Genomic DNA, 19178 nt, shown 5'->3' with positions numbered 1-19178 from the left:
TATAGATTCAAAAATTTTCTAGAAAATCATAGTAAAGTAAAATTGATTTTTTTTAATATCAGTTTTAAGAAGCTAGTATTATTAATTATCTACAGTAATTTTATATGGAATGTTATATTAGTAATATGTTTGTTAATTAAGGATTTTGTTTTAGTGTATGAAAATTTTAAAGGGAAATATTTTAATTCTTATTATTGCAGTTATTATTCTGTCTGATATATCTTCAGATATATATCTACCTAGCTTACCGAAGATTAGTGATTTTTTTGCCGTAGATCACACTATTGCACAATTAACAATTAGCTTAAACTTAGCTGGAATCTCTATTTCAGGATTGTTTTATGGTCCATTATCTGATTATTATGGACGTAGACCTATTATGTTGTTAGGTGTGGGAATATTTATGTTGGCAAGCGTAGCATGTTGTTTTGCTAACAATATTATTGTATTAATCATTATGCGTTTTGTTCAGGGTTTTGGTGCAGGTGTAGCTGGAGTTGTTGGATATGCTATTATCAAGGATATATATTCTGGAAGTGAGTGTGCTAAAAATATTTCCATAGTAAATATGGCAGTAGCATTTTCTCCAGTACTGGGTCCGATTTTAGGTAGTGCTATTATAGCACACGGTTATCATTGGAATGTGTTGTTTATAACAATATCCATAATGGCAATACTAGTTTTAGGATGTTTATTTGTGTTCTTAAAAGAAACTATTATTCTTGAAAAAATTGATAGTAAGATCTCTTTCTTGTCAATTATGCGAAAGTATAAAGAACTTATTTTAAATATTAGGTTTTGTGGTTTTGCTTTAATTCAAAGTTTGACTATTATGTGGATTTGGTCATGTATAGCTAATTTGCCATTTATTTTTGTAAAAGATATGGGAGTGCCTGTTAGTTATTATGGTTATTTTGTTGCTATTAATGTGGCTGCTTATATTGTTGGTGCAATTTTAAATCAAAGATTTGTTGAGAGATTTGGAATAAATAATATGTTACTTTTAGGATTGATTTTAACTACTCTATCAGATATGAGTGTCTTTATACTCTATCAGATGCTTGAAATTACTCCTTTGTTAGCAGAAATTATGTGGATTCCATCTGGTGTGGGTATTGCTTTTATTCTTGGAAATAATATGACTGCTGCTTTTTCTGAAATTAGAGAGTCGGGTATAGGTTCTGCGTTTATTCTGTTCTTACAAACAATTTTTGGTGCACTTGGTATTTATATTTTAGGGTGTTTTTATGATGGCACTCTAATTCCAGTGATACTGTTTCCAATAATTTGTTCTATCATTTGTATTGTTATATATGTTCTTTTAAGAATGAGTGATAAAGATAATAAATCTGAATTGATCAGTCTATAATCAATGTTTTTTTTAGAAATAGAAGGTTAATATTAGGTATTTAATTTTTACATCTAATAAAGATTTTATTGCTTCTTAAATATGGGCTTATTCTTTTTTTAGAGATAGAAAATAGGATTGTGATACTAATGTAGTGAGTTTTTATATCTAATAAAGATTTTCTATAGTTTTTATAGCGTTTTATTAGTTTGTATAATAAATGATTTATTTACTCTTAAATATACGCTTGTTCCCTAAGATGAGATATTGCTTTTTCTGTAATTACTCTACCACGTGGTGTGCGTTGTATAAAATTTATTTTTATAAGATATGGTTCTATAGTTTCCTCTATATTTCCTGTATCTTCTGATAATCCGGAAGATATAGTGTCTATTCCAGTTGGATTATTAGAGTCATATATGAATTTTAAATATTGAATATCTTGCCTATCTAATCCTAGTTCATCAATGCCTAAACGTAGTAGTGTTTTATCGGCAAATGTATCTGTAATAATTTTGTTATGTTCTGTTACTTCTATAAAATCCCGTATTCTACGTAATAATCTAAGTGCAATTCTGGGTGTACCACGAGATCTAAGAGAAATTTCTTGTGCCCCACTTTCAGAAATATTTATCTTCATAACGTTTGCAGCACGTTGTATCACTTTTATAAGTTCTTCAGTTGAATAGAATTCTAAATGTATTGGTATACCGAAACGATCACGTAGTGGATTTGACAATAAACCAATTCGTGTTGTGGCTCCAACTAGTGTAAATGGAGGTAGGTCTACTCTTAATGTACGTGCTCCACATCCTTCTCCCACTATTATATCTAAACAAAAATCTTCCATTGCAGAGTATAGTATTTCTTCTATGTTGCGATTTAAGCGATGTATTTCATCTATAAATAATATATCTTTTGCCTGAAGATTAGTAAGTATTGCGGCTAAATCTCCTGCTTTACTTAGTAGTGGTCCAGCTGTTGATCGAAAGTTTACTTTTAGTTCTTTTGCTATTATGTGTGCTAATGTTGTTTTCCCAAGTCCTGGTGGACCATATAATAGTACGTGATCCATTGATTCTTTACGTGTATAAGCTGCATTTATGAAAATTTTGAGATTATTAACTATGCTACTTTGTCCTATAAAATCGTCTAATAGATTAGGTCTCATTGAGATATTTTGTTGATCTTCTAAGCATTCAGTGCTTTGCAATATATTTTTCATAAAGTCTTCTTTATTATGTTCTCTTCTGAAGTATAATGGTATGATACTCTATTATAGATAAATTTGTACTTTCTTTATAATTAAAAGAATAATAACTATTATGTTTTTCATGTCGCAAGATAAGGGGATCAGTATGCAAAAAAGTGCAGCTGTATACATGATCTATGACTATTTCAATATATCTTATGTATAGGGTGTAGTTTTTGTACATAATTTTAAGTATCTTTATACTTTTTGTATATAGACGAAATATCAAAATTTGTGAAGTCAATGTAACTATTATTTCACCTGAAATAAGATATTAATAACTAAATGATAGATAATGGTATGGTGTTCTACCTTATTATTGAATGAAAGAATACTATTATGGGTATATACTTTAAAATAATGAGTTCGTGAATATTAGGGATATTATGTGAGAATTACTTAATATTTGATCCTAATATAATTACAGTAGTTACTACCATATAAATTATTAGTTACAGTTTAAGGTGAAAATCTGCATGGTTTAATATATTCTAACATTTTTTATAATCTAAGTTCATGTAGAAGAAAATTTACATGTTTTGCGTAACTTTGTGACTTACAATCTATTGGGAAAGTTTTTGTAATGCTTTTCGTATAACTTCTTGTATGGAGTCATTAGGAAAATTAGATTTTATTTCTTGTACTACATTAAATGCTTTTAATTTGTCATAACCTAAACTTATAAGAGCAGCTAAAGAGTCATCTTCTTGTATTGTAAAAGTTTTTTCTATTTGTACTTTGCTAATTTTGTATTGAAGTTCAGTTACAATACGTCCTGCAAGTTTTTCTCCTATACCATTTCCTCTAAATGCGTTTTTATTATTGTTTATTACTGCAGAAAAGATTTGTTCTGGTGATAGTTTACTTAATATTGACATTGCTGTTTTATAATTAATTCCATTTATTGTAACTAACATTCTCATGTACTCTTGTTCTTGTTTATCTAAAAATCCATATAATTGAGTTAGATTGTCTCTATTGACGTAAGTTTCTATATAAAGTTTAATGTTGTTTCCGATTTTACAAGTTTGTAAAACTTTATATGAAACTTGAATTATGTACCCAACATTACCCACATTTAATATAATATGGTTGTTGTGTACTTCTTCTATAATGCCTGTAAGACTACCTATCAACACTTTCCTCAGAGAATATTATTTAATAAGATAAGTTTAGAATTGATTTTGCGCAGGTTAATTAGTGTATGTAACCTAAGTATTAACAATATACAGAATAGTAGACCAAGTGTAGCAAACATTGCAAAAAGAGGCATTAGCATTGAAATATCAATAGCAATTCCACTTTTGCGTAATACGCTTGCAGGTTGATGTAATGTTGTCCATATGTTGACAGAAAACTTGATAATTGGAATATTAATTGCACTGAATATAGCAAATATTGAAGCAGCTTTCATAGATCTATCTTCATTGTCAAAAAAGTTCCATAAGGATATGTATCCTAAATAAAGAAAAAGTAATACTAACATTGATGTTAAACGTGCATCCCATACCCACCACGTTCCCCAAGTACATTTACCCCATATACTGCCAGTAATTAAACATATAGATGTAAATGTTAAACCAAGAGGGGCAATGGCATGTGATATAATTGCTAGAATTACATTTCGCCATACTAGTGCTATAAAGCTAAAGATTGCCATTAATGTGTATGATCCAAGTGATATCCATGCAGATGGTACATGTAGATACATAATACGAACGAATTCTCCTTGCTTATAATCTGCTGGAGATAAGATAAATACCATGTATAAACTACATAGTAAAAAAATAAAAACAAGAGTATTGTATATGGTAAAAGTGACCTTGTATAACGGATGAACTTACTCATAGCATATAAGTAATTACATGATTATTTAACGTATCATAAATTACAATATTAGGCAATCTAATATGGTGAGAGTAGTTTATTAGAATATATTTTTACAATTAAATTGTTAATATTTTTATATTTTCGTATAGTTTTTTTAGTTATAGAAATGTTAGCGAGTAAGTTTTAATATTTGTTATAAGGAATTTATGGTATATTAAATGCATATTTTGTTTTTATATCCAACATTGTAGCATTTGTCGGTAATATACTGTTTTGTATGTGTAAAGAAATTTGGTGATCAGATTTTATAGAATGCATTTCAAGTGTTGAGTATAATATTCTTTTTATTAAGTTATTGCTGCATAATGTATGGAAAGTGACATTATTTAAACATTTGATAATGGAATTTTGTGCTAAATTAAAAGCTTGTACTCAAACCTTAGATAATGATTATTGTGTTGTTTTATGGAATGTAAGGTGAATTATAATTTAAAAAGTAGAGGAATAATGTTAGTTATATCTTCTCCTTCTGGAGGCGGTAAAACTGCTTGTACTCAAACCTTAGATAATGATTATTGTGTTGTTTTATGGAATGTAAGGTGAATTATAATTTAAAAAGTAGAGGAATAATGTTAGTTATATCTTCTCCTTCTGGAGGCGGTAAAACTACAATATCTCATTTATTAATTGATGAATTGCAAAATGATCTTGTTAGATCAATTTCTGTTACTACCCGTGAACCTAGAGGTGGTGAAGTTAATGGTAAAGATTATTTTTTTGTAACTGAATCTGAATTCATTAATTTGTGTAATACAGATCAGATGTTAGAGTATGCAAAAGTTTTTGGAAATTATTATGGTATACCTCGTAAGTTTGTCATCGATAATATTACTAATGGTGTTAGTGTGTTGTTCAGTATTGATTGGCAAGGAGCATTTAAATTAATTGACATTATGCGAGAACATGTAGTTAGTGTTTTCATATTACCTCCATCTATGGAAGAATTGAAAAGACGTCTATATAATCGTAGCGGGGAAAGTGATATAATAAATAAAAGATTAGAAGAGGCTGCATTTGAAATCAGTCATTGCTATCATTATGATTACGTTATTGTTAATCATGATATTGGAGAAAGTGTTCATCAAATTAGATGCATTTTTACGTCAGAAAAATTAAGAACGCAACGAAAGATATCTCTGAAACAATTTGTTGATAATTGTATAAGATAGTGGGAAATATGTGTTTATGATGTGTCAAAATTATGAATCTTATGATTATAATTGATTTTATGTAAGGCAGTAGGAAATGAAAAAGTTTTCTATGTTACTACATTTTATTGGTACATGCATAGTTTTTAAGAATTCATTTTATAGTCACTTTCTTGAGGGAAAAGAGAACTTAATTTAGAAGTTTGATTGTATTTATTGTGGTAAAATTAAGAACATTTGTGTGATAAGAAGTAAGTGGTAGTAGTATATAAAAGACATTTTACAAAGATAAAAACTACATAGAATTGACAAAAAATATCACAATGGTGATTATCAGATTATCTATCTGTGGTTATACGAAATTTGTTATTAATGTTTGTTGAAGTTTTTTATAAAGTGTACTAGTCTGTAAACTGGTGATAACGGTTTTTGGACTCTGATGGAAGATATTATAAATGGAAAAGCGATTGCTGAGGATATTACTAGTACACTTGCTACATGTATTAGTGATTTAAAGTTACAGCATAATCTAACGCCATGTTTGATAGTTATACTTGTTGGTGATGATCCTGCAAGTCATTTATATGTGCGTAACAAGCAGCGAAAGGCGGAAATGTTGGGACTCAAATCTGAAACTGTGTTATTACCGAGCACGACATCTGAAAGCAGTTTGATTGATAAAATACGTGAGTTGAATAATGATGATAGTGTTCATGGGATTTTAGTACAACTTCCTGTACCAAAACATATTGATAAGAATTTAATAATTAATACTATTGATCCAAGGAAGGATGTTGATGGATTTCACAATGAAAATGTAGGGAAGCTATTTACTGGACAGAAGGGTTGTCTAATGCCTTGTACCCCTAGGGGGTGTCTTTATTTAATTAAAACTGTGACTCGTAATTTATCTGGAAGTGATGCTGTAGTTATAGGGAGGTCAAATATAGTAGGTAAACCTATGGCTTGTTTGTTATTGGGAGAAAATTGTACTGTTACTACAGTTCACTCAGCTACTCGTAATTTACCTGATTATTGTTCTAAAGCTGATGTTCTTGTAGCTGCAGTTGGTATACCTCATTTTGTTAAGTCTGCTTGGATTAAGCCTGGAGCAATTGTTATAGATGTGGGTATTAATTCTATAGAGGAAAATGGGGTTAAAAAGTTTGTAGGGGATGTTGATTTTTCTGGAGCTAGAAGTATAGCTTCAGCTATTACTCCAGTTCCTGGTGGTGTAGGGCCTATGACTATAGCATTTTTAATGGTTAATACTGTAATGGCAGCATGTAATCAAATTGGTGTTGAAAATTTTGTTGAAAAATATTTAGATTTGTAATTCTTTGATTGCAGTTAATGCATTTATAGTTTATAACTAGATAACAAGGGGCGGTTAGCTCAGTGGTAGAGCGTCTCGTTTACACCGAGAGGGTCAGCAGTTCGAGTCTGTTATCGCCCACTCTTTTTGTTTTACTCTATTTATATAATGACTTTTACTGTCTTACGCTAAGCTGTATAAGAATCCATCTTATTATCATGTAATGCGCATATTGAAAGTTTATATCAAGAAGTTATATCATATTCTTTCATCTGATTTGTATATTGTTGTGTACGGAAAATGGCTTGTAGTAATGTTAAAAGCTATGACTAGGCCTTACTTGCTCTGTGATAAATTTAATACTATGTAAGATATTTTAATAAATTATCGAAATAAAACAGTGCATTTGTGTGTTATTTTTTAAGTCTATACTAATATTCCTATACCTCTATAGAGAGAGTGGTATCTTACTATTTTATAACGCATTTATGATTTTTATTTCTGCTAAATTAATATCTGTGTTCGTACTTTTTGGATAAAAGAAATATTATCACTACAATTACTCGTTAATGTAAAAAATGTTTGTCACATTATTAGTATATATTTTGTTTAACTATTGAAAACATAACACATTTATGGTTAGTTGTTTCTGTTGAATTAATATCTGTGTTCCTGCTTTTTGGATGAAAGGAATATTATCACTACAATTGCTCATTAATGTAAAAAGTGTTTGTCACATATTGGTATATATTTTATTTCACTATTGAAAACATAACACATTTATGGTTAGTTGTTTCTGTTGAATTAATATCTGTGTTCCTGCTTTTTGGATGAAAGGAATATTATCACTACAATTGCTCATTAATGTAAAAAGTGTTTGTCACATTATTAGTATATATTTTGTTTAACTATTGAAAACATAACACATTTATGGTTAGTTGTTTCTGTTGAATTAATATCTGTGTTCCTGCTTTTTGGATGAAAGGAATATTATCACTACAATTGCTCATTAATGTAAAAAGTGTTTGTCACATATTGGTATATATTTTATTTCACTATTGAAAACATAGAATCATTATCCATGACTAATTTTCTTATTTATGTATGGAAAAAGTTATTGTTATTTTACCTGTAAACTTTGGTCTACTGCTTCCTTGATACATTTGAAGATAATTTTTAATGAAGCATCATCTGATAAGCTATGGTTGGCTGATTTTATTAAATGTAAATTGACATTGTTTGATTTTATTTTCTCTGCTAAAGCAATAGAAGTCCGATATGGTACTGTATCATCATTCATTCCATGAATAAGTGTTATAGGATAGTTAATATTGATGGATTCTTGATTTAAGAGTAAATGCTTGCGTCCATCTTCAATTAGGTTACGAGTTATCACATAAGAGTATGTATTATTATTTTGATATAGAATAATTTTACCATGTTTATGTAGTTCATCTTTTTGCTTCATATTTAATTTTTGAAATATCAAAGATTCAGTAAAATCTGGGGCTCCAGCGAGACTAATTAGATGAAATACTTTATTTTGACAGGATATTGCTACTAGTAACATGAGCCATGCTCCCATGCTAGATCCTATAATAACTTGTGGTTTATTACTAGGATTTAATTGGTTTATCACCTCTGTGCAGTTTTTGTACCAATCACTGATGTTATAGTCAGTAAATTGACCATCTGATTCTCCATGCCCTAAATAATCAAATAAAATTAGCCCTAAGTTGTGTGATTTACAGTAATCATATAAAGCAGTTGCTTTACTACCTTGCATGTTAGAATTAAAGCCACCGAAAAACACAATAGATGCTGTGTTCCCTGGTAGTTGCCTATATGCAATGTGTAGCCCTTGTGCATAAGACAATGCTAATTTAGAATAATTAGACATATTTTCACCTGAGGTTATTCTAAAGATTGCAGGTATGCTATTAAATCTGCTACATCTTGAGGTTTTGAAATTCCAGCAAATGCCATGCGTGTACCTTTAATGTAAGCTTGAGGCTTTGTTAAAAATTGGAATAAATCTTGATGTTCCCATGTACCACCTTTACTAAGCATTGCTTTTGAATAGTTGAAGCTATCTCCCAAGTGTGCTTTTTTACTACCTACAATGTGCCATAAATTTGGTCCGACTCTATTTGCTCCGCCTTTCTCAAAAGTATGACAAGATATGCACTTTTTTGTGATTTCCTTGCCTTTTGTAACATTAGCTTGTGTTATAAGAGCTTCAATATCAATTTGTTCTTCGGTACTTCCAACTTCTGTAAGGGTATGCTCCTCTACATTTATTTGATAACCTTTTGCTTGTTCAGTATGTGGATTGGGATCATATAGTAAATCTACCACATTGCTAATAAATAGTACTATAAATGATGCGAACAAAATGGCTGTGAATATTTTATTTAAATGGAATCCGTCCATAACTATTGCATTCCTAGATCATAAGTAATATACTATACCCCTCTAAGGGTAATATAATCATTAACTATAGTCAATAAATAACATTGTTTGCTTAATTAGTATAGTTGGTAATTAATTTGTAAACAATATATACTGAAATATGGGATACCTCTAGTTCTGTTGTATTATAGCTTAACATATTATTTACATAGGAAGATTGTACTAAGACAAGCTTGACCACTGATTTGAAGTAGGTATGACTTTATAAAATAGGTAACAGGTATAAGATATTGCATTGTACTTAGAAATTACATGTATATAGTTTTATTCAAGGAAGAATGTTGTGAAAATTGTATATGGAGAAAAGAATATAAATAGTGTACATGCTGTAGTTGCGATCATAACCATGAGCATTGGTATGGGAGCTTCTGTGTATTTAAATCTGCAAGGTTTAAAAAATGCATTGTATATAATAGGAAGAAAATATATTGTATTTAATATAGTACTTAATATTAATACTGATGTTACTATGGTACTATTTTGATGTAGTGCTTCTGACATGATAAAGGATTTTCCCCAAAATGTAGGAGCAGGAGGTATACCTATCATTGCAGCAGCGCCAATAGAGAATGCGATCATAGTAATAGGCATAGACATACCTATTCCATGAAGTTCATGTAAGTATTTTTTTCCTGTTTTTGTGTATATCGCTCCTGCAGCAAAAAATAATGTAATTTTTGCAAAAGCATGAGATATCATTTGAAATATAGCAATTTGAATTGCGTGTTTTGTATATAATGATACTGTCATTACTATATATGCAAGTTGTGATATTGTTGAATATGCAAGCAATTTTTTTAAGTTGGTTTGTTTGATTGCTATTAAAGATGCAAGTATAATTGTAGTTCCTGAGACATACATGAGTATATTGCCATGTTCTTGAATAAGTATATTTAATTTTTCTAGTCCTATGATATATAATAAGACTTTTATTATAGTAAACACTCCGGATTTTACGACTGCTACAGCGTGTAGTAGTGCACTAACTGGAGTAGGAGCCACCATAGCCTGTGGTAACCAAAAATGTATGGGCATTAATGCAGCTTTTCCAATTCCATAAATCAATAATAATAATAGACCCATAAGTAAGCTGTTAGAGATGTTTTCTGGTAATATACCATTTGGAGTAAAATCTAATGTACCACTTACATTGTATATTATTAAGATTGCTGGCAAAAATAGTAGCATTGATGTTCCTAATAATGTTCCTATATAATATCTGCCAGAGATTTGTGACTGAGTATTGGTGTAATATGTAACTAAAGGGTATGTACTGATGGTTAGTAATTCATAAAATATAAATAATGTTAGCAAATTTGCTGAAAACGTTATACCCATTGTACATCCAATACTCATTGCAAAACATGCATAAAATATAGGCTGTTTATTATTATTTTGATTATTGTGTTTCATATAGCTAATACTATAAATAGTAGTGATTACCCATAGAAATGAAGGTAATAAGCTAAATATTATGCTTAAAGGTTCAGTTTTGAATGCGATTTGTATTTGAGGATGGATGAATTCGTATAATTTTATATATAATACTGGATTATTGTTTATGGATTTTATATAAAACTTGCATGCTTCACACACTAAGTAGAATAAAGTACATGAGGAAGCTATACTTATAAGTTCTTGTGAATATTTTATTTTCTTTAACATTAATATCAAAACAGCAGATATAAATGGGAAGAAAACTATATATACTAAAGAAAAACCTAATATGGAATTATTAAGAAAGTGCATAAATGCTATTATACCATACTTAATTTGGACTATTATAAATAACAATAAAGCTTTTTTAAGTAAAGTATCTTATATAGTGTTTTCTTTTCATTTGCAGAAAAGTGATTTGTGTATAGTGAATCATTTATGTATATGAAAATCAGTTAAAAGTAGGAATTTATCAGTAAATTTAATAACTTTTATAATCCTTAGAAGTTTGTATATATATAATATTTATTATTAACGTTGTTATACAAATCTGCATTTATTATTCAGTATCACTGTATTATTTTTTACGTGGCAAAATTTTCTACATATTTATTAAAATATGTATAAAATAATTCTTGTGTCATTACATGATCTGCTGAAACTAAATGTCCATTAATCTTTACTGTATCTACTATAAAGTTTTTGTCTGCATACATACAGTAAGACCATGGACATCCTAATTGTGCAATTATGTTGTTAATGGAAGATTTGACTTTTTTATAATCTACTGCGATGTTGTACCACTTTTTTAAATTTTGAGGTTTTGGTAATTTTCCACCAACTCCTGCACGTGATACGGGGTCAATAGTACATAGTAAATCTATTGAGGTTGTTTTAAGTGTGTTTATTATTCTGTATCCAGTATCTCCTCCCCAGCTATGTCCTACAAGACAGATTTTTTGTTGTGCTTCATACCAGGCTTCTATTACGGGAATTATTGCTGATGATCCCCAAGTTGCGTATGCTATATCTTGGTGATTGTAGTTCTGTGTATAGTATTTAGCATATAAACGTAATACAAATTTTGTTCTATCATCTGATGCTCCTCCAATAAATATTACTAAAGGTTTTGTTCCTGGAGTAATTTTACTTCTTAAAATGTCTTTTGAGTTTTTGGGGATTGTAATGCCTTCTGTACTATATCCTGTTCCTACTGCTGGAATATATGGAGGGATAATTTTATCTGCAGCAAATATCGACATCCTTGTCTACCTTGAGTAATAAATATATGGTAAGATTACTATAATGAATACTATAGTAAATAATTTTAAAAATATTTAGATTAGGAATAAATTTTGTTTGTAATGCAATTAAAGTAATGATGGTAAAATAAAAGTTAAAAAAATAATAGTGCATTTTTGTAATTAGAGTGTCATATATAAAATGTTGTATTGAGTGTACTAGTAATGTTGAAATCAAAAAATGATCTTTTTTCCCATATAAGAATACGTAGAAAGAACTATCCTAGTTTTGTGTTGGGTAGAACATGATAACCTTGGTAGACTGATTGAAAGAAGTGTGTGTAATACTATTTTAGAATTTTTTCAGTAGTTTGAGGAGTATTTATTGTTCTTTAATATTTTTTATTATGAAATTGTTGTTTTAATGAAAATGAAATATTCTACGAATTTTTTATACATTTTAGTATTTTAAATTGTGTGTATAGTTATACAATATTGAATACATGCTTAATCTTTGATTCTATAATCAATAGTAGTTTTACTATTACTGGTTATTGTATTTCCTATAAGTTATGAAAGAAGTGCTAGATTAAAATAATAATAAATATCTTTCTTAATTGGTAGTTATGAAACACTGAGTTGCGTTATAGTAGATTGAGCAGCTATTAATCTTGCTATTGGAATTCTGTATGGGGAGCAAGAAATATAATTTAAATTCAATTTTGCAAAAAACTGTATAGAGTCGAAATTTCCACCATGCTCTCCGCATATACCAATTTTAATACTTGGAGAAGATTTTCTACCTAAATATACTGCAGTTGATATTAATTTACCTACTCCTTCAATATCTAAAGTTTCAAAAGGGTCTTGTTTTACTATTTCTAAATCTTTATATATTTCAATAAAATTTGCAGAGTCATCCCTAGATATTCCTAAAGTGGTTTGAGTAAGATCATTTGTTCCAAAGCTAAAAAATTGAACATGTTTAGCAAGTTTATCTGCAATTAGAGCTGCCTTTGGTAGCTCTATCATTGTTCCTATCGAATACTTAGGGTTGTCAAATTGCTGTGCTATATTGTTAATTAATTCTTTAATAATAATGATCTCTTTTTCAGCCATAACTAAAGGTATCATGATTTCAGGCACTATACCTGTTATATTTGTTTCTTCCTGTAACTCCTTTACTGCAAGGAAGATTGCCTTTACTTGCATTTCATATATTTCAGGATATGATATAGCAAGCCTGCATCCGCGATGTCCTAGCATTGGGTTCTTTTCAGATAAATAAAGTACCTTGTTTCTTAGCTTTTCTAAGGATTTACCAGTTCTTGCTGAAACTTCATTTATTGCATTGTCATTATCTGGAAGAAATTCATGTAATGGAGGATCAAGTAGTCTGATAGTAACTTGCTTATTGAGCGTAGATTTGAAGATTTTTTTGAAATCTTCTTTTTGCATGACTTCGAGTTTTTCTAGTGCTGCTATTCTTTCTTCTTTGGTGTCAGACACAATCATTTCCTGTACTATACTTATTCTTTTGTCAGAGAAAAACATATGCTCTGTACGACATAATCCTATCCCATCAGCTTGGAAAGCCATGGCTATATCTACATCTTCTGGAGTATCAGCATTAGCCATTACTTTTAGTGTTCTTATTTCGTCTACCCATTCCATTAACTTATAGAAACTCTTGCTTAATTTAGGGGTAACTGTTTTTATAGTTCCTAGAATAACTTCTCCATTACAACCGTTTATTGTAATGCTATCGCCTTTATATACTTTTAGGCCTGTATTTGTATAGAAAAATTGTTCGCTTTTATCTATAAAGATCCCATTTGCACTACAGATGCAAGGTTTACCCATTCCTCTGGCTACTACTGCTGCATGGGAAGTCATACCACCTCTTAAAGTGATGATACCTGCAGAGCTATTCATTCCATTTATATCTTCTGGATTGGTTTCTTGGCGTATTAATATAGCATTCTTTCCATCTTTTCTAAATAGTTCTGCATCGTTAGGTGTGAATGCTACATATCCAGTTGCTGCACCTGGAGATGCTGGTAATCCTCGTGCGATAATGTTAATGTTTGTATTGTTCTCAAGTATTGGATGAAATAGTTTACTGAATGATTTATGTTCAATTCTTAATATAGCTTCTTCTTTTGAGATTAATTTTTCTTCTACCATATCTACTGCTATTTTTACAGCAGCTTGAATGCTGCGTTTCCCTGGTCTGGCTTGTAAAATCCATAGCTTACCATTTTCTATTGTAAATTCTATGTCTTGCATATCATGGTAATGTAGTTCTAGTTTTCTACATACCTTTTCTAAATCACTGTAAGATTGTGGTATTAATGCCTTCATTTTATCTAATGGTAACGGGCTATGAGTTCCAGATACTACATCTTCTCCTTGTGCATTTACTAAAAATTCTCCAAAAATTTCCTTTTCTCCAGTTGATGGATTACGGGTAAATACAACACCTGTAGCAGAGTTCTGACTCATATTGCCAAATACCATGGATTGTACATTGACTGCTGTGCCTAGATTGTCTGATATATTGTGTATTTTTCTGTATGCAACTGCTCGTTTGTTCATCCATGATTTAAAAACTGCATCTATTGAATTATATAACTGTTCATGAACGTTTTGAGGGAACTCTTGATTAGTATGTATATTAACTATCTTTTTAAATTCAATTATTATTTCTTTTAATATATCAGGATCTGATATCTGATCACTTATTGAAATATTAGCCTCTCTTTTTTTTTATGTATTACTTCTTCAAATAAATTGCTTTCTATTTGTAACACTGTGTGTGCATACATTTGTATAAGTCTGCGATAACTATCATAAGCAAAAAATTCACCACTTTTTTTTGCTAATCCTATTACTGTTTTATCATTTAATCCTACATTTAGTATTGTATCTAACATCCCTGGCATAGAACTAACACTACCTGATCTTACTGAAAGTAGAAGTGGATTATCATGGTCGCCAAATTTTAAACTTACCTCGTTATGCAAGAATTCAATTGCATTTTCTACTAAACTGAATGTTTCAGCAGGTAGCTTATTGTTTTGATAATAATAGTTACATATGGTTGTTGAGAGTGTAAATCCAGGTGGTACATCTACACCAATATTACACATTTCTGCTAGATTTGCACCTTTGCCACCTAGGATATGACTCAATGCTAAACTTCCGTCACATTTTGTTTTACTAAAATAATATATTAATTTTTCACTCATATGAAGAGAACCGAAAAAGTTTTGTTTTTATGCTATAATAGTCATGTATACTACCTCGCTAAATATACTATAAAACCTAATTTTCTATAGTGCAACTATTGTAAAATAATTAATTAGTAGGAGTGATATAAAAAAATAACAGTAGTGGTGTTTCATGTGTATAAATAGATACATAACATTAAATGGTGTGACACATCAGTAGTATGACTAATGTAAAAATATTAAGTAATGTGTATGTAAACACTGTATTTATTATATAATGGAAATGTATGATTTAACTAATAGTAATATGTTGTAGTAACATATGTAATATGGAGATATGACATAAGGTATGTCTGTTATGTTTATTATGACATTGTGTTACCATTGATAGTCATAGCTCAATCTCAAAATTGTTTATTTTCTACTACTATGGTATTAAATATAATATCATGAAAAGTTTGACGCTTTTGTGAAAACAAAGCAACTAAATACCAACATGCTGATGCTATTAATGTCAGCATAGTAATCAAAGATATAATACTTATTATGAAACTATTATTAATGTTCATATTTACGATTTGTATATTTGTCATTAGGATAGTAGGACAAAAAAATTCTGATAATGATCTGTCGAATGCGAACCAAGTATCAATTTTTTTATGATCACAACGTATAGTGTATATATTAAATATTTTTTGTCCAATAGATGCTTGTGCTTTAGAAGATAGGAAATATGTATAATAGTAACAGCTACTTAACATATTAAAAATAAATGGTATGATTGTTATATCATTTGTTAACAATACGATGGGATAGTTAAGTAATGATAGAATTACATGGTCAATAATACTTGCTAATACCCTTTTTACTGTATTTGCAATTTTAATTCTTTTTGTACTCATATGTTTATTAATTGACAGATAAAATGACGAATATCATCGAAATTTTTAAAAGAGAGAATATTATTTACAGTGGTAGTGCTTCCATATTTTATAGGTAGGCATCCTGCGTCAATAGCACTTTGGATATCTGATGCACTATCTCCTATGAAAAATACTTCTTTGCTTGGTTGGACGTTTATATTTGTTAATGCTGCTAATACTGGTTCAGGTGATGGTTTGGTAGCTCCTGTATCTCCAGCACCGATTATAGAATCAAAATAGTGTGTTAGATTTTTATGATGTACCTCGGACCGTAAATTTTTGCCGTTTTTATTGCTTACTATTGCCATAGTTATATTATTTTCTTTCAAGGTGTCTAATAGTTCAATTGCTCCATCGTTTAGTATAAAGCTGTCTAGTTCTTGTGATTTCTCTAAACTATTTTCATATAAAGTAATTGCCTCTTTCCACCTTTTTCCTAAGAATGTAGTGAGGTATTTTGGTATTGTAGAACTTGGAATACAATCCAGATCTATATTTTTATGTCCCATCTTATCTAATACTTGATTGAAAGTTATACGGTTAATGTTGATGCTAGTATTAATTAACGTATTATACCAGTCAAATATTACTGTAGTTGGTTGTTTTATCATTTATTTAAATTTCTAAATTACCATTTTTGTGAAACATTTATTAAGATTCTATTAAAGTCAGGATTATTTTCAATATTTAATTGACCTTTGGTGTCAAGAATTATAACTATCATTGTATTACTGGCTTAGGAATTAGCATATTTAATTAATTTAATGTGTAATATTTTTACTGTTGTAGTGTTACCAGTGCTTAATCAGATAAAGAATGCCAATATAGTTTAAAATTTTTATGATATTTAAAATAGTAATTTTAGATCCTTCTTGTCTATTTCTAATGACAGCGCTATGAATAAATTTTTCCAGGTTAACAGTAGGAAACAAACTACTTGCCTGTAGTTTACTAATATTCAAGAGCATATTAAAATGCTGTAGTTTAGGACTTTTTTGTGATGCTTAATGATAGCAAGTTCAGGTGTTCCTTATCTATTTCTGATGGAGATCCCATGAGTAAATCTTCACCGGATTGATTAAGTGGAAAACAAATTACTTCTCTAATATTTGTTGCATCTGCTAATAACATTACCATACGGTCTATTCCTGGAGCAATTCCTCCATGTGGTGGTGCTCCAAATTTAAAAGCTCGAGTTAAAGAATTGAATTTTTGATCTACCATTTCTCTAGTGTATCCAGCTATAGAAAATGCTTTGTACATAATGTCAAGTTTATGGTTACGAATAGCACCGCTAGAGATTTCTATCCCATTACAAACTATATCATATTGATATGCAAGTATACTTGCAGGATCTTGGTTGTTCAAAGCCTCTAATCCTCCTTGTGGCATTGAAAAAGGATTGTGAAAAAAGTCAATGGACTTTTCCTTCTTATCATATTTGAAGTATGGGAAATCAATAATCCAACAAAACCTAAAGGTGTCTTTTTCGATTAAATCGAGTTCTTTTCCTAGTATAGTTCTTACTTCTCCTGCAAATTCTACAGCTTTTTCTTCTGTCTCTGATACAAAAAATACACTATCTCCAGGTTGTAAATTGCAGATAGATTTGATTTTATTTAATCTTTCTTCATCTAGAAATTTAGCTATAGGTCCTTTTGCAGAATAATCATCATTAAAAGTAATGTATCCTAACCCTTGTGCTCCTAGCGTTTTTGCAAATTCAATCTTATTATCAAAAAAGCTTCGTGAATTAGCTGCTGTATTAGGTGCTGGTATTGCTCGTACTACCATTCCCTGTTTTATATTTGAGTTGAATATGTTAAATTGCGAATCTCTGAATATTTCTGTAACATCTTGGATTATTAACGGATTCCGCAAATCTGGTTTGTCTGTTCCGTAATGTAACATTGCATCATAATATGATATTCTTGGGAATTCTTTGTGAATAGTTTTGGTTGAAAATTTACTAAATACATTTAGTAATACTGGTTCAATAACATTGAATACGTCTTCTTGGGTAGCAAAGGACATTTCGATATCTAGTTGATAAAATTCTCCAGGTGAACGGTCTGACCTTGCATCTTCATCTCTAAAACAAGGTGCTATCTGAAAATATTTATCAAAACCACTAACCATTAATATTTGCTTAAATAGTTGTGGCGCTTGAGGTAAAGCATAAAACTTACCATGATGAATGCGACTTGGTACTAAATAGTCTCTTGCTCCCTCTGGAGATGATGATGTTAAAATAGGGGTTTGTATTTCAATAAAACCCATACTTTCCATGCTTTTTCGTAATTCTGCAATGACTTTAGACCTTAAGATAATATTGTTCTTCACTTTGTCGCGTCTTAAATCTAAAAACCTATATTTGAACCTTGTATCTTCAGGATAATCTTGTGTTGATGCAATACTCATTGGTAATATATTTGCTTCTGTTTCAACAGTAACATGTTTTACTACTACTTCAATAAGCCCTGTACTAACTGCAGTGTTTATAGTAGAACTATCTCTAGCGACTACTAACCCTTTTATGGTGATTACACTTTCCAACCTTAGATTAGTAATTAATTGGAAATTCTGATTGTCGGATTCGTTAAACACTAATTGAGTGATTCCATAATGATCACGTAAATCGACAAAAATAATTTTCCCATGATCACGCTTTCTGTATACCCAGCCAGAAAGGGTGACTTCCTGATTTATGTGTTCTTCTCTTAATTCATTGCATAAGTGTGTTCTATATATGTTCATAAAAATCTGTATTTTTTAATGCCAGTTTATTTTATACGATAATGAATACATTAAAAGCATTTTTGAAATATTATTATTGAGTAATTTTTAAAATTCATGGTTTATTTTTAATGTATTCATGTAACATTATGATTGTTTAAGAAATGTAAAGTTTGATTTATA

Annotated in this window: 13 protein-coding genes, 1 tRNA gene and 2 pseudogenes; 5 read left to right on the top strand and 11 right to left on the bottom strand. The window is 29.8% G+C overall.

The window, feature by feature from the left end; translation table 11 throughout:
• The first annotated feature begins 157 nt into the window (after nt 1-157).
• A complete protein-coding gene (locus MR76_RS03425; protein WP_024072303.1) occupies nt 158-1369 on the top strand; it encodes a multidrug effflux MFS transporter in 1212 nt (403 codons plus the stop codon).
• Nucleotides 1370-1583: 214 nt separating this feature from the next.
• On the opposite strand, the gene ruvB is transcribed toward MR76_RS03425, so the two are convergent.
• From ruvB to MR76_RS03410, 3 genes and pseudogenes are all read right to left on the bottom strand, one after another.
• Nucleotides 1584-2573: a Holliday junction branch migration DNA helicase RuvB gene (ruvB, locus tag MR76_RS03420; protein WP_024072302.1), complete on the bottom strand. Its 990-nt coding sequence runs from the start codon at nt 2571-2573 to the stop codon at nt 1584-1586.
• Between the two features lie 590 nt (nt 2574-3163).
• Nucleotides 3164-3736 (bottom strand): Holliday junction branch migration protein RuvA, encoded by a 573-nt coding sequence (gene ruvA, locus MR76_RS03415; protein WP_024072301.1) that lies wholly within the window; start codon nt 3734-3736, stop codon nt 3164-3166.
• A gap of 8 nt (nt 3737-3744) precedes the next feature.
• Nucleotides 3745-4448, bottom strand: a pseudogene (locus MR76_RS03410) (heme ABC transporter permease).
• 447 nt (nt 4449-4895) lie between these two features.
• Here MR76_RS03410 and MR76_RS04845 point away from each other — a divergent pair.
• From MR76_RS04845 to MR76_RS03395, 4 genes are all read left to right on the top strand, one after another.
• Complete coding sequence (locus tag MR76_RS04845; RefSeq protein WP_407635601.1) at nt 4896-5033, top strand: hypothetical protein; 138 nt, start codon at nt 4896-4898, stop codon at nt 5031-5033.
• Entirely contained in the window at nt 5030-5659 is a 630-nt protein-coding gene (gene gmk / locus MR76_RS03405) for a guanylate kinase (RefSeq protein ID WP_024072299.1), read from the top strand. The genes MR76_RS04845 and gmk overlap by 4 nt, the downstream gene beginning before the upstream one ends.
• A gap of 418 nt (nt 5660-6077) precedes the next feature.
• Entirely contained in the window at nt 6078-6974 is an 897-nt protein-coding gene (gene folD, locus MR76_RS03400; protein WP_024072298.1) for a bifunctional methylenetetrahydrofolate dehydrogenase/methenyltetrahydrofolate cyclohydrolase FolD, read from the top strand.
• A gap of 48 nt (nt 6975-7022) precedes the next feature.
• Nucleotides 7023-7094: transfer RNA gene (locus tag MR76_RS03395), tRNA-Val, on the top strand.
• A 979-nt stretch (nt 7095-8073) separates the two neighbouring features.
• On the opposite strand, the gene MR76_RS03390 is transcribed toward MR76_RS03395, so the two are convergent.
• From MR76_RS03390 to aspS, 8 genes and pseudogenes are all read right to left on the bottom strand, one after another.
• Nucleotides 8074-8853, bottom strand: a complete 780-nt coding sequence (locus MR76_RS03390; protein ID WP_024072297.1) for an alpha/beta hydrolase — start codon at nt 8851-8853, stop codon at nt 8074-8076.
• A 14-nt stretch (nt 8854-8867) separates the two neighbouring features.
• Nucleotides 8868-9386 carry a c-type cytochrome gene (locus MR76_RS03385; protein WP_024072296.1) on the bottom strand — a complete coding sequence of 173 codons (519 nt, stop codon included), beginning with the start codon at nt 9384-9386 and terminating at the stop codon, nt 8868-8870.
• Between the two features lie 303 nt (nt 9387-9689).
• The gene (locus MR76_RS03380) at nt 9690-11174 is read right to left on the bottom strand and encodes a proton-conducting transporter transmembrane domain-containing protein (protein ID WP_024072295.1); all 1485 of its coding nucleotides are present in this window, start codon (nt 11172-11174) and stop codon (nt 9690-9692) included.
• 272 nt (nt 11175-11446) lie between these two features.
• Nucleotides 11447-12124, bottom strand: coding sequence for a hypothetical protein (locus MR76_RS03375; protein WP_024072293.1), 678 nt, complete (start codon nt 12122-12124; stop codon nt 11447-11449).
• A gap of 603 nt (nt 12125-12727) precedes the next feature.
• Nucleotides 12728-15354: pseudogene (ppdK, locus tag MR76_RS03370) on the bottom strand (pyruvate, phosphate dikinase).
• 386 nt (nt 15355-15740) lie between these two features.
• On the bottom strand, nt 15741-16238 hold the full coding sequence (locus MR76_RS03365; RefSeq protein ID WP_024072292.1) for an RDD family protein: 498 nt from the start codon (nt 16236-16238) through the stop codon (nt 15741-15743).
• Nucleotides 16235-16870 carry an HAD family hydrolase gene (locus MR76_RS03360; RefSeq protein ID WP_235111259.1) on the bottom strand — a complete coding sequence of 212 codons (636 nt, stop codon included), beginning with the start codon at nt 16868-16870 and terminating at the stop codon, nt 16235-16237. The genes MR76_RS03365 and MR76_RS03360 overlap by 4 nt, the downstream gene beginning before the upstream one ends.
• 373 nt (nt 16871-17243) lie before the next feature.
• Nucleotides 17244-19016 (bottom strand): aspartate--tRNA ligase, encoded by a 1773-nt coding sequence (aspS, locus tag MR76_RS03355; protein ID WP_024072290.1) that lies wholly within the window; start codon nt 19014-19016, stop codon nt 17244-17246.
• Nucleotides 19017-19178 lie beyond the last annotated feature (162 nt).

The organism is Ehrlichia muris AS145 (assembly GCF_000508225.1).
GTDB lineage: Bacteria > Pseudomonadota > Alphaproteobacteria > Rickettsiales > Anaplasmataceae > Ehrlichia > Ehrlichia muris.
The sequence above is the reverse complement of the archived record's forward strand: the minus strand, read 5'-3'. Positions and strand labels throughout refer to the sequence as shown.

Bases quoted from the DNA above. Each gene is read 5' to 3' on its own strand.
- MR76_RS03425 (WP_024072303.1), top strand. From the start codon at position 158: ATGAAAATTTTAAAGGGAAATATTTTAATTCTTATTATTGCAGTTATT.
- ruvB (WP_024072302.1), bottom strand. From the start codon at position 2,573: ATGAAAAATATATTGCAAAGCACTGAATGCTTAGAAGATCAACAAAAT.
- MR76_RS04845 (WP_407635601.1), top strand. From the start codon at position 4,896: ATGGAATGTAAGGTGAATTATAATTTAAAAAGTAGAGGAATAATGTTA.
- folD (WP_024072298.1), top strand. From the start codon at position 6,078: ATGGAAGATATTATAAATGGAAAAGCGATTGCTGAGGATATTACTAGT.
- MR76_RS03390 (WP_024072297.1), bottom strand. From the start codon at position 8,853: ATGTCTAATTATTCTAAATTAGCATTGTCTTATGCACAAGGGCTACAC.
- MR76_RS03385 (WP_024072296.1), bottom strand. From the start codon at position 9,386: ATGGACGGATTCCATTTAAATAAAATATTCACAGCCATTTTGTTCGCA.
- MR76_RS03380 (WP_024072295.1), bottom strand. From the start codon at position 11,174: ATGCACTTTCTTAATAATTCCATATTAGGTTTTTCTTTAGTATATATA.
- MR76_RS03375 (WP_024072293.1), bottom strand. From the start codon at position 12,124: ATGTCGATATTTGCTGCAGATAAAATTATCCCTCCATATATTCCAGCA.
- MR76_RS03365 (WP_024072292.1), bottom strand. From the start codon at position 16,238: ATGAGTACAAAAAGAATTAAAATTGCAAATACAGTAAAAAGGGTATTA.
- MR76_RS03360 (WP_235111259.1), bottom strand. From the start codon at position 16,870: ATGATAAAACAACCAACTACAGTAATATTTGACTGGTATAATACGTTA.
- aspS (WP_024072290.1), bottom strand. From the start codon at position 19,016: ATGAACATATATAGAACACACTTATGCAATGAATTAAGAGAAGAACAC.